The following is a 12,178-nucleotide window of genomic DNA, read 5'->3' as shown; positions in this document are numbered from 1 at the left end:
GCATGAGAGTGATCGGCCTCCTCTTGCCGGTGCTGTTGTTAACGGCTTGTGGCGGACAGGAAGACATGGATGAATATGTGCAGCAAACCAAGGCAAGGCAGCCCATTCCTATCGAGCCCTTGCCGGAAATAAAGCCATTTACTCCAATGGCCTATCAGCGAAGTGATCAACGCAGCCCGTTCATTGAGCCTCAGCCAGAGACCAGCTCCAGGATCGATGCCAAGGCCAAACCGGATTGCGCCCAGATAGTGGCCAATCGAGACAAGGAGGTATTGGAGCGCTATTCGCTGGCCAGCCTGAGCATGAAGGGCTCGATTGGTAAACAAGGACAGTTGTGGGCCTTGATCAATACGCCAGACGGACAGGCGGTACGGGTCGGGCTGAATCAATACATAGGGCTGGATCAGGGAAGAGTCATCAAGATCACGAACACCCATGTTGACTTGATGGAGACGGTACCGGATGGCAAAGGATGCTGGGTCACCCGAGAAACTCAGCTGGCCATGGCCAATCTCGACGCAAAACTATGATCAGGGATGAGCAGAGATGAGAACAACAATAAGCAGGATGACCGGCGTGGCGCTGCTGTGTCTTGGTGTATGTGGTCAGGTGTGGGCAGTACCAACGTTGCAGGAGGTCAAGGTGAATCCACTGTTGGCCGATCAGCTCTTGTTGGAACTGAGTTTCAGCGAGCCGGTGAGCAGCTTTACCGACAGACTCTCTTATGAACCCAATCAGCTACTGCTGCATGTGCCAGGTGCAGTAGGAGCGTTGACGGTCAATCCGTTGCCCATCAAACAACAAGGGGTGGACAGCCTCAAGGTAGAGGGCAAGGGAGAGGGGCTCGATATCAAGATAGCGCTCGATCAGTTGACGCCCTATCAGGTCCATCAACAAGGCAATAAACTGCTGGTGTCATTGGGAGAAAAGGTCAGTCAATCGACTGTGACCGCTGCAGCGTCTCCCACGACGACTTCATCGGCGCTTGTCAGGAGCCAGCCGGTGACGCAGTCGGCCTTGGTTGATACCCAGCGGATCGCCCAGAACCAATCTCAGTACCAGCCCGCGGCTGTCTCCTCTCCCGTGGCGGCTCCCGCCCCTGTTGCCGCCAGTAAACCTGTGTTGTCCGTCTCGCAGGCGAATACAGACGGTGCTTATTTCAACTCAGTCAAGGGGGTGGATTTTCGCCGTGGCAAGGAGGGACAGGGGGAGTTTCTCGTTACCCTGGACAACAGCTCGGCGGCGGTAGACGTCAGCAGCCGTGGCCAGAAGGTATTGGCGAAGTTCCATGGGACCCGGATACCGGACGATCAGCTCAATCTCATCAACGTGCAGGATTTCGCAACCCCGGTTTCCCAGGTGGAGGTCTTCCGCCAGGGCAACGACACCCTGTTTGAGATCTCGGTCAATGGTCAGTTTGATTATCGCTACGATCAGGCCGACAAGATGTTCATCATAGAGGTGAAGAAGCGTGTCGCCACGACCGCGGCTAAGCAGTATCAGGGCAAGCCTATTTCCTTGAACTTCCAGGATATTCCTGTGAGAACCGTGCTGCAGATCATCGCCGACTTCAATAATCTCAACCTGGTGACCACGGATTCCGTCTCCGGCAACATCACCCTGCGTCTCGACGGCGTGCCCTGGGAGCAGGCGCTGGACATCATTCTCAAGGTCAGGGGGCTGGATAAGCGGTTGGATAACAACATTCTGCTGGTGGCGCCGGCGGATGAGATTGCCGCCCGTGAGAAGCAACAGCTGGAGAGTCGCAATCAGGTGGCCGATCTGGCGCCGCTGTATACCGAATATCTGCAGATCAACTATGCCAAGGCGGCCGAGGTTGCGGCCTTGCTCTCCTCCGAGAGTACCAAGCTGCTCTCTGTCAGGGGGGCGGTGAGTGTAGACGAGCGGACCAACGTACTGGTGGTCAAGGACACGGCGGATGTCATTGGCAACGTCAAGCGGATGCTGGATATCCTCGATATCCCGGTCAAGCAGGTGGTGATCGAAGCGCGCATGGTGACCATAGATGACGGCTTCGATGAGGCGCTGGGGGTGCGTTGGGGGGTGACCAAGACCGATGGTCATGGCAATGGCACCTCGGGCACCATAGAGGGCAACGACGGGTCGGGCAACAATGCCAGTACCTCCGCCATTACCCGGCCAGATGTCGAGGACAGGTTGAACGTCAATCTGCCGGTGACCAATGCCGCCGGTACCCTGGCATTCCAGGTGGCGCGCCTGGCGAACGGTACCTTACTGGATCTCGAGCTCTCGGCACTGGAAAAAGAGAGCAAGGCCGAGATCATCGCGAGCCCGCGTGTCACTACCGCGAACCAGAAGCCGGCCCTGATTGAGCAGGGTACCGAGATCCCCTATGTGGAGTCTTCCTCCAGCGGGGCAACCTCGGTCACCTTCAAGAAGGCGGTGCTGAGTCTCAAGGTGACGCCGCAGATCACCCCGGACAACAGGGTGATTCTGGATCTTACCGTGACCCAGGATACCAAGGGGGAAACAGTCCCGACCGGTACCGGGGATGCCGTTTCCATCAACGCCCAGTCGATCACCACTCAGGTGCTGGTCAACAACGGCGAGACCCTGGTGCTCGGTGGCATCTATCAGCAGACCATCAAGAGCGATGTCAGCAAGGTGCCATTATTGGGCGATATTCCCGGCCTTGGCTATCTGTTCAAGAAAACCACCAGTGAGAACAAGAAGCGGGAATTGCTGATCTTCGTGACCCCGCGGATAGTCACCGACGCCCTCTGAAAACTTTACATATGAGGGTAAAACACATATAACCTTACGCCCCAATGAGGCTGGGGCGTAAGGGCTGCGGTTGCCAGTCCTGATTTCTATTGAGATAATCCCCCTCCTGATCCATCGCAAGATAAGGTTCATAGGTACCCCGGTCGAGTGTTTACCGGGGCCATACAGTTTGTAATTACTAACGAAAAGACATGGCTGAGAAACGCAATATTTTCCTGATAGGTCCCATGGGTGCGGGCAAGAGCACCATAGGTAGACATCTGGCAGAACAACTGCACATGGAGTTTTTCGACTCGGATCATGAGATTGAGCGCCGCAGTGGTGCCGATATCGGCTGGGTGTTCGATGTTGAAGGCGAAGAGGGTTTCCGGATCCGCGAAGAGAAGGTCATCGGTGATCTTGCTGAACAGCAAGGCATCGTGCTGGCCACGGGAGGCGGCGCTATCAAGAGTCGCGAAACCCGTAACAAGCTCTCTGCGCGTGGCATAGTGGTCTACCTCGAAACCACCATTGAAAAGCAGCTGGCACGTACCCAGAGAGACAAGCGTCGCCCCCTGCTGCAAACCGAAGAGCCGCCGCGTGAAGTGCTTGAGCGTCTGGCGCAAGAACGCAATGCCCTGTATGAAGAAGTGGCTGACTTTGTCATCCAGACCGATGATCAAAGTGCAAAAATTGTTGCTAATCAAATTGTTAAGTTGATTGGCATGTAATCAATAGAGGACGTCCATGGAAAGGTTGAAGGTCGAATTGGGTGAACGCAGCTACCCGATTGAGATAGCTGCTGGTCTGTTGCAACGCCCCGAGGTGCTGACGCAGACCATCAAGGGCAAGCGGGTCATGATAGTGACTAACACCATCGTTGCCCCCTTGTATCTTGAGCAGATCATTCAGTTGCTGTCCGGTTTTCAGGTGGAACACCTGATCCTGCCGGATGGCGAGGCCCATAAAACCCTGGCAACCTTCGAGCGGATCATGTCTGCTCTGCTGGAAACCAACCATGGTCGTGACACCACCCTCATCGCTCTGGGAGGTGGCGTGATAGGTGACGTTGTCGGCTTTGCTGCGGCAAGCTACCAACGTGGCATTCCGTTCATTCAAGTGCCTACCACGCTGCTCTCCCAGGTTGACTCCTCCGTCGGCGGCAAGACCGCCGTCAATCACCCCCTCGGCAAGAACATGGTGGGCGCTTTCTATCAGCCCAAACATGTCGTCATCGATACCGAATGCCTCAAGACCCTGCCTGCCCGCGAATTCGCAGCCGGCATGGCCGAGGTGATCAAATACGGCATCATTTGGGATGCTGAATTCTTCTCCTGGCTCGAAGCCAACATGGTGCGTCTGCAGCGACTCGATACGGATGCGCTCTCCTATGCCATTCGCCGCTGCTGCGAAATCAAGGCCGATGTGGTCGCGCAAGATGAGACCGAACACGGCGTGCGTGCCTTGCTGAATCTGGGTCACACCTTCGGCCATGCCATCGAAGCTGAGAAGGGCTATGGCAACTGGCTGCACGGCGAGGCGGTGGCGGCGGGCATGATGCTGGCGGCGGACACGGCCCTGGCCCGTGGCGATGTGACCGAACAACAGGTTGCACGGATCCGCGCCCTGCTGCTGGCGGCAGATTTGCCTGTTCAGGCGCCGGCCGAGATGGATTTTGCGGCCTTCATTCGCCATATGCGCCGTGACAAGAAGGTGCTGGAGGGCAAGCTGCGGCTGGTGCTGCCGGTCGGGATCGGCCACGCCCAGGTGGTGGCCGATGTGACGGATGCCCAATTGATGGCGGTGATCGAGTCTGGTCGTGACCAATAAGTTGCTGAAATTCCCTTCCCAGCGGCAGCTGGTTGACCGGCTGCTGCACCTGATTGAGTTCAATCACCCCTTCATCTTTCTCTCCGGCAAGGCCGGCAGCGGCCGTGGCACCCTGTGCGAGTCTCTGCTGGGCCAGCTGCCGGACCAGGTGCGGGTGGTGAGCCTCATCGGCAGCGCCGCCATGAAGATAACGGATGTGCGCCAGCTGCTGTTGCAGCAGGTGGTGGCCAGGCCGCTGTTCAATCCGCAGGATGCGCTGGCCGACAGCTTCTTCCGCATGCTCGAGGGCAAGTCCTCGACCCTGCTGCTGCTGATCGAGCGCGCCGACGAGCTGCCTGCCGAGTTGGTCGGGGAGTTGTGGGCGCTCTGTCGCCATAATGACACCCTCGAGAATCCCCACAAACTGGCGATCCTGCTCTCGGGCAATGACGCCTGGTGTCGCAGCCGGAAGGGGGCGCTCAAGGGACGGGCTATGCCCGCACTCGAGCTGGAAGTCGCGCCCCTGAGCGCACCGGAGCAACGCATCTTCTTGTACGAGAAGGCCAAAGAGCTCAAGATCCCGGCGGCGCTCTTGCCCAAGTCGAAAGTTGAAGAGATGCTGAGTGCGGCAAACGGACACCCGTCCGCCATCATGCAGTCATTGGAGGATATCATGACCGACAGAAGGCCCAAGAAGCGTCAGGCCGAGTTGCCCGTCAAGAAGATAGCGACCGTGCTGGCCCTGGTCGCCGCCGGTTTACTGGCCCTGAGTTACCTGCCGTTTTTTGATGGCAAGGGGTTCGATGAGGCGGGCAAGGATGGCTCCCAGACTTCCTCGCAAGGGACGGCCCTGCCCGATCCCGTCGCCAAGGATCCGCTCAGTGTCGGTGGCACCAGCGCCGCCCAGACCACCGGCGGTAATCAGGTGGCGCGAGACTGGCAACCCGAGGCCAAGCCGCTGCCCAAGAAGGTCGAGAGCGAGACGGTCACGACCGAGTCGACCAATTACGAGGGGCGCCGGGTCGTCATCTCCGACGAGGTGGTCGAACAGTTGATGAAGCAGCCCAATGTCAGCGGTGCCCTGCCCACGGCGGTGGTGGACGAGCTGACAGGCGCCGGCTCCCAGGCTGTCTCGACCCAGGGACTGGTGGCGCAAGCCAGCCAGCCCACCACTTCGGCCAAGAGCCAGAGTGGATCTGCGGCGGCTCAGGCGGCGCTCAAGCCTGCCGTGACCGCGGCCCCTGTGGCGGCGCCGGCCCCCAAGGTGGCGCTGACGCCGGCCGCGACCCTGAACCAGAAGGCCAAGGATCACTACAGCATCCAGCTGATGGGGGCGAGTAACACCCAGGCGGTTGATAGCTTCGTGGCCGAGCATGGGTTGGCGGGCAAGGTGTGGGTTTACAAGACTCGCTTCCGTGGCAGCCCCTGGTATGTGGTGGTGCAGGGGGATTACGCCAACAGCACCCAGGCCAAGGCGGCGATCCGCAAGCTGTCCCCGGCCCTGCTCAAGGGACAACCCTGGCCCAAGTCGTTTGCCCAGATACAAAAAGAGTTGAAGCAATAGCCATTCGCCCTGCGAAGGGGGTAGAATCGTCCCCCTTTTTTGAGCGTTGCCTTCTTAACACCGGATTTCCATGAAAAAAACACGCGCATTTTTAAAATGGGCCGGGGGAAAATACTCCCTGGTTGAAGAGATAGCCGAGCGGTTGCCGGCCGGGCGTGTGTTGCTGGAGCCCTTCGTCGGGGCGGGCTCGGTGTTTCTCAACACCGATTACGATGCCTACGTGCTCAACGACATCAATCCGGATCTGATCGGTCTCTACAATCACCTCAAGCAGCAGCCGGACAGCTTCATCGGCGAGGCGCGCAAGCTGTTTGTGGCCGAGTACAACCACAAGACCGCTTACTATCGACTGCGTACCCAGTTCAACCAGACCGAAGCCGGTTTTGAGCGGGCCCAGCTGTTCCTGTTCCTGAATCGTCACGGCTTCAACGGCCTGTGTCGGTACAACAAGAAGGGCGGTTTCAACGTACCGTTCGGTTCTTACAAGAAGCCCTATTTCCCGGAGAAGGAGCTGTGGGCCTTCGCCGAGAAGGCACAGAAGGCGACCTTCATCTGCGAGAGCTATGCCGATGCCATGGCCAGGGCAGAGGAAGACTGGGTGATCTACTGCGATCCCCCTTACGCGCCGCTCTCCACCACGGCCAGCTTCACCAGCTATTCGGCCGGTGGTTTCACCCTGGACGATCAGGCCCTGCTGGCCCGGTTGGCACGCCACACCGCCGCCCACAAGGGGGTGCCTGTGCTCATCAGTAATCACGACCTCGAGTTGACGCGGGAGCTGTATCGCGGTGCCCGGCTGGATGAAATCCTGGTCAAGCGCACCATCAGCCGCAATGGCGGCAGTCGCAACAAGGTGGCCGAGCTGCTGGCACTTTACCCGCCGGGCATAGCGCCGGAACAAGGTTACTATCCGAGCGAGACCGAGCTGGTTCCTCTGGGTTGATCCTCTGGCGGCACCTTCGGGTGCCGCTAGCGTTTTCGGGCCCAGAGACCGGTTTCGGTGGCTAGCCGCTGGCCTCTGCGGTTTCCTCCCCGCGCTTGAGTCGTTTTCATCGGATATTGGCGGTAACGCTGGCGGTCCACTTTTTCTTCCCCCTGTTCGGGCTGTTTTCGGTGGATATGGGCGGTAAAGCCAGTGGCTTGCGCTTCCTCCCCGTGTTCGGGTCGTTTTCATCGGATATTTGCGGTAAAATTGCGCCGTTTTTTCTGCCACGCTGCCAATGGATGACGCTGATGAAAGACTTTCTGATTGCCCCCTCGATCCTCTCCGCCGATTTTGCCCGTCTGGGTGAGGATGTCGCCAAGGTGCTGGCCGCCGGTGCCGACGTGGTGCATTTCGACGTGATGGACAACCACTATGTCCCCAACCTGACCATAGGCCCCATGGTCTGTCAGGCCCTGCGTGACTACGGCATCGAGGCGCTCATCGATGTGCACCTGATGGTCAAGCCGGTGGACCGCATCGTCCCGGACTTCGCCAAGGCCGGCGCCAACCTGATCACCTTCCATCCGGAAGCGTCCGATCACGTGGATCGCACCCTGGGTCTCATCAAGGAGCAGGGCTGTCAGGCTGGCCTGGTGCTGAATCCGGCCACGCCGCTCACCTGCCTCGAGTACGTGATGGACAAGCTGGACGTGATCCTGCTGATGTCGGTCAACCCGGGCTTCGGTGGTCAGAGCTTTATCCCCGGTACCCTCGACAAGCTGCGTCAGGTGCGTCGCCTGATCGACGAGAGCGGCCGCGATATCCGTCTCGAGATCGACGGTGGTGTCAAGGTGGATAACATCCGCGAGATCGCCGCGGCCGGGGCGGACATGTTCGTGGCCGGCTCAGCCATCTTCGGCAAGCCGGACTACAAGGCGGTGATCGATCAGATGCGGGCGGAGCTGGCTCATGTCCGTTGAACGTCCCTTCGATCTGGTGCTGTTCGATCTGGATGGCACCCTGATCGACAGCGCCCCCCAGCTGGCGCTGGCGGTCAACCGTACCCTCTCCGATCTCGGGCTGGCCGAGGCCAACGAGGCCGTGGTGCGCACCTGGGTCGGTAACGGGGCCGACAAGCTGATCCAGCGTGCGCTGGATTACCGCGAGGCCCCCGAGCTGTTCCCCAGGGCGCGCCCGCTGTTCGACCAGCACTATCAGGCCTGCCTGCTGGAAGGGCTGGGCATGTATGAGGGGGTCGAGCAGAGCCTGCGTCGCCTGCAACGGCTCGGTTACCGCCAGGCGGTAGTGACCAACAAGCCGAGCCACTTCGTGCAGCCCATTCTGGATGCCCTCGGCATCGCCGATTGCTTCGCGCTCTGGCTGGGGGGCAACTGCGTGCCCGAGAAGAAGCCGAGCCCGGCGCCCTTGCTGCACGCCTGCCACGAGCTGGGTGTCAGCCCGTCCCGTACCCTGATGGTAGGGGACTCCGAAAATGACGTGCTGGCCGCCCAGGCCGCCGGCATGAAGGTGGCGGGGCTCACCTATGGCTACAACTATGGCCGCCCCATCGCCGATTCCCGCCCGGATTGGGTATGCGAGCAATTTGTCCAGCTCGATGCCCTGCTGGCCGAGTAATGCCGCTGGCTGAACAACAAGGATTCACACTCTCATGACTAAACCAATCGTATTGAGCGGGGCCCAGCCCTCGGGCCAGCTGACCATCGGCAACTACCTGGGGGCCTTGCGTCAGTGGGTCAACATGCAAGATGACTTCGACTGCCTCTACTGCATCGTCGATCTGCATGCCATCACCACCCGCCAGGAGCCCGCTGCCCTGCGCAAGGCCTGCCTGGATGCCGCCGCCCTCTATCTGGCGGTGGGGATCGATCCGGCCAAGAGCACCGTCTTCATCCAGTCTCATGTGCCGCAACACGCCGAGCTCGGCTGGATCCTGAACTGCTACACCCAGATGGGCGAGCTGTCGCGCATGACCCAGTTTAAGGACAAGTCCGCCCGCTTCGAGAACAACGTCAACGTCGGCCTGTTCGGTTATCCGGTGCTGATGGCGGCGGATATCCTGCTGTATCAGGCCAATCAGGTGCCGGTCGGCAACGATCAGAAGCAGCATCTGGAGCTGACTCGCGACATCTGCACCCGCTTCAACAACCTGCACGGCGAGGTGTTCACCCTGCCGGAGCCCTTTATCCCGGCCGATGGCGCCCGGGTGATGAGCCTGCAGGATCCGACCAAGAAGATGTCCAAGTCTGATGACAACGAGGCAAACTTCATCGGCCTGCTGGAAGATCCCAAGCAGATCATCAAGAAGATCAAGCGGGCGATGACCGACTCCGACGAGCCGGCAGTGGTGCGCTTCGATCCTGAGAACAAGCCGGGGGTCTCCAACCTGCTGACCCTGATGTCCGGGGTGACGGGTCGCTCCATCCCCGAGCTCGAACAGCACTTCGAAGGCAAGATGTACGGCCACCTCAAGACCGAAACCGCCGAGGCCGTGGTCGCCCTGCTGGAGCCCATCCAGGCCCGCTTCCACGCGCTGCGTCAGGATGAGACTCATCTGCAGGCAATTTTGGCGGCTGGAGCACAAAAGGCGCGGGAAAGGGCTGAAAAAACCCTGACCAGCGTATATGATGTAGTCGGCTTCGTTCCTCGAGCCTGACATACTGGGAAGGTGTAGTAGGAGAGAGCTGGGTATCTGCCTGGCTTTCTTTGTTTTACCCGACCCTTATTCGCGATTCCTTCTTCCAATGTCAAACGCGGGTATTTGCCCCAAGAGAAAGCATGTCTGTCGAATCAAATTCCGTGATTGAAGAACTGGGTGACAAGGGTCACTGGCTGCGCAAGTTTCGCAAGGCCAAGAACCTCAACACCCTGCAACTGATGGTCTCCAACGCCATCGACAAATACCACAAGACCCCGGCCATCGCCGCCGCCATCTATCTGGCCGAATGCCAGCGCGAGCGTGAAATGGAACAGGGCCGCTATCTGGATCGTTGATCCTCTGCCTTCGGTTATCCCATGCTGTTGTTGATCGATAACTACGACTCCTTTACCTGGAATCTGGTGCAATATTTTGGCGCCCTGGGACAGGAGGTGGTAGTGAAGCGCAACGACGAGCTGAGCCTGGATGACATCATCCGGCTCGCCCCCCGCTATCTGGTGATCTCCCCCGGTCCCTGCACTCCGAACGAGGCGGGCATCTCTCTTGCCGCCATCCGCCAGTTCGCGGGCCAGATCCCCATCCTCGGCGTCTGCCTCGGCCATCAATCCCTGGCCCAGGCGTTTGGCGCCCGTGTGGTCCGTGCCCGCCGGGTGATGCATGGCAAGACGTCCCTCATTCGCCATAGGGGAGAAGGTGTGTTCAAGGGATTGAAGGATCCGCTGCGGGTCACCCGCTACCATTCGCTGGTGGTGGAGCGCGAGAGCCTGCCCGACTGTTTCGAGGTGACCGCCTGGAGCGAGCACACCGATGGCAGCGTCGACGAGATCATGGGATTGCGGCATAAAACACTGGCGCTGGAAGGTGTTCAGTTCCATCCGGAGAGTATTCTGAGCGAGCAGGGCCACCAGTTGCTGGACAATTTTTTAGCCGCCTCCTGAAAAAATCGTGATGCCCATCCCAGAATAGGAATGAGGCCAAAAATATTTTCTCTGACACTTTATTCACCCCTCTTCCTGCCCAAATTATCTCTTGCCAACCCCCCCTGAGCCGTTATGCAATGTGGCTGCCTAAAATCTCACAGGCAATCGAACATTGTTCCCTGTAACTCGACTTGTTGCAGACTTTTAGCTTTTTTTCTGTGACAATGCCGATGTGTTTACATGGATTTAACTTTTAAGCGGTGGATTATTCTGTCGCCAGCTAGCAGGAGAGCGATATGTCAGAGTTGTTGGCAGTGACACGTGAAGTGTTTGATGAAGTGATGGTTCCCAACTATGCGCCCGCCAAGATCATTCCGGTGCGCGGCGAGGGATCACGTGTCTGGGATCAGGAAGGCCGCGAGTATGTCGACTTCGCGGGCGGGATCGCGGTCAATGGCCTCGGTCATTGCCATCCCAAGCTGGTCGAGGCCCTGAAAACCCAGGGTGAGAAGCTGTGGCACCTCTCCAACGTGATGACCAACGAGCCGGCCCTGCGCCTGGCCAAGAAGCTGGTCGACGCCACCTTCGCCGAGAAGATCTATTTCTGCAACTCCGGTGCCGAAGCGAACGAGGCCGCCCTCAAGCTGGCCCGTCGCTACGCCATCGACAAGTTCGGTGCCCACAAGACCCAGATCATCGCCTTCCATCAGGGCTTCCACGGTCGTACCTTCTTCACCGTCAGCGTCGGCGGCCAGGCTGCCTACTCGGACGGCTTCGGCCCGAAACCTGCCGACATCACCCATGTCACCTACAACAATCTGGCCGAGCTGGCTGCCGCCATCTCCGATAACACCTGTGCCGTGGTGATGGAGCCGCTGCAGGGGGAGGGTGGCATCATTCGTCCCACCGACGAGTTTGCCAAGGGGGTGCGCGAGCTGTGCACCAAGCACAATGCCCTGCTGATCTATGACGAAGTGCAATCCGGCGTCGGTCGTACCGGCGATCTGTACGCCTACATGGGTCTGGGCGTTACCCCGGACATCCTCACCAGCGCCAAGGCGCTCGGCGGCGGCTTCCCCATCGGCGCCATGCTGACCACCAGCGAGATCGCGGCTCATCTGAAAGTGGGCACTCACGGCTCCACCTACGGCGGCAACCCGTTGGCGTGCGCCGTGGCGGAAGCCGTGCTGGATGTGGTCAACACCCCCGAAGTGCTCAACGGCATCAAGCAGCGCGAGCAGCTGTTCCGTGACGGCATTGAGGCCATCAACGCCAAGTACCACTGCTTCAGCGAAGTGCGTGGTCAGGGGCTGCTGCTGGGAGCCGTGCTCAACGATGATTTCAAGGGCCGCTCCCGTGACTTCCTGCTGGCCTCCATCGACCAGGGGCTGATGGCGCTGGTAGCGGGCACTAACGTGGTGCGCTTCGCACCCTCACTGGTTATCCCGGAAGCGGACATCAAGGAAGGTCTGGCCCGGTTCGAGAAAGCGGTCGCTCAGGTTATCAACGCCTGATCAGGAATTGAGGTGGGGAGCCCT

Annotated in this window: 12 protein-coding genes; all 12 read left to right on the top strand. The window is 59.4% G+C overall.

Annotated elements, in window-relative coordinates; translation table 11 throughout:
• Positions 1-2: 2 nt before the first annotated feature.
• Positions 3-530, top strand: coding sequence for a pilus assembly protein PilP (locus tag MM194_RS06435; protein ID WP_033131103.1), 528 nt, complete (start codon positions 3-5; stop codon positions 528-530).
• A 16-nt stretch (positions 531-546) separates the two neighbouring features.
• A complete protein-coding gene (locus MM194_RS06430; RefSeq protein WP_033131011.1) occupies positions 547-2,766 on the top strand; it encodes a type IV pilus secretin PilQ family protein in 2,220 nt (739 codons plus the stop codon).
• 191 nt (positions 2,767-2,957) lie between these two features.
• Complete coding sequence (aroK, locus tag MM194_RS06425; RefSeq protein WP_033131012.1) at positions 2,958-3,476, top strand: shikimate kinase AroK; 519 nt, start codon at positions 2,958-2,960, stop codon at positions 3,474-3,476.
• Between the two features lie 16 nt (positions 3,477-3,492).
• On the top strand, positions 3,493-4,575 hold the full coding sequence (aroB, locus tag MM194_RS06420; protein ID WP_241343070.1) for a 3-dehydroquinate synthase: 1,083 nt from the start codon (positions 3,493-3,495) through the stop codon (positions 4,573-4,575).
• Positions 4,565-6,118 (top strand): AAA family ATPase, encoded by a 1,554-nt coding sequence (locus MM194_RS06415; RefSeq protein ID WP_241343069.1) that lies wholly within the window; start codon positions 4,565-4,567, stop codon positions 6,116-6,118. Before aroB ends, MM194_RS06415 begins: the two co-directional genes overlap by 11 nt.
• 70 nt (positions 6,119-6,188) lie before the next feature.
• Complete coding sequence (locus MM194_RS06410) at positions 6,189-7,061, top strand: Dam family site-specific DNA-(adenine-N6)-methyltransferase (protein ID WP_033131015.1); 873 nt, start codon at positions 6,189-6,191, stop codon at positions 7,059-7,061.
• Positions 7,062-7,351: 290 nt separating this feature from the next.
• On the top strand, positions 7,352-8,023 hold the full coding sequence (gene rpe / locus MM194_RS06405; RefSeq protein ID WP_241343068.1) for a ribulose-phosphate 3-epimerase: 672 nt from the start codon (positions 7,352-7,354) through the stop codon (positions 8,021-8,023).
• The gene (locus tag MM194_RS06400; RefSeq protein WP_241343067.1) at positions 8,013-8,678 is read left to right on the top strand and encodes a phosphoglycolate phosphatase; all 666 of its coding nucleotides are present in this window, start codon (positions 8,013-8,015) and stop codon (positions 8,676-8,678) included. The genes rpe and MM194_RS06400 overlap by 11 nt, the downstream gene beginning before the upstream one ends.
• Positions 8,679-8,712: 34 nt before the next feature.
• A complete protein-coding gene (gene trpS / locus MM194_RS06395; protein WP_033131018.1) occupies positions 8,713-9,717 on the top strand; it encodes a tryptophan--tRNA ligase in 1,005 nt (334 codons plus the stop codon).
• Positions 9,718-9,839: 122 nt separating this feature from the next.
• A complete protein-coding gene (locus MM194_RS06390; protein WP_033131019.1) occupies positions 9,840-10,055 on the top strand; it encodes a hypothetical protein in 216 nt (71 codons plus the stop codon).
• A gap of 21 nt (positions 10,056-10,076) precedes the next feature.
• Positions 10,077-10,658: an aminodeoxychorismate synthase component II gene (locus MM194_RS06385; protein ID WP_033131020.1), complete on the top strand. Its 582-nt coding sequence runs from the start codon at positions 10,077-10,079 to the stop codon at positions 10,656-10,658.
• 278 nt (positions 10,659-10,936) lie between these two features.
• Entirely contained in the window at positions 10,937-12,154 is a 1,218-nt protein-coding gene (locus MM194_RS06380; RefSeq protein ID WP_033131021.1) for an aspartate aminotransferase family protein, read from the top strand.
• Positions 12,155-12,178 lie beyond the last annotated feature (24 nt).

Source organism: Aeromonas sp. MR16 (genome assembly GCF_022549315.1).
Classification (GTDB): Bacteria; Pseudomonadota; Gammaproteobacteria; order Enterobacterales; family Aeromonadaceae; genus Aeromonas; species Aeromonas aquatica.
The sequence above is the reverse complement of the archived record's forward strand: the minus strand, read 5'-3'. Positions and strand labels throughout refer to the sequence as shown.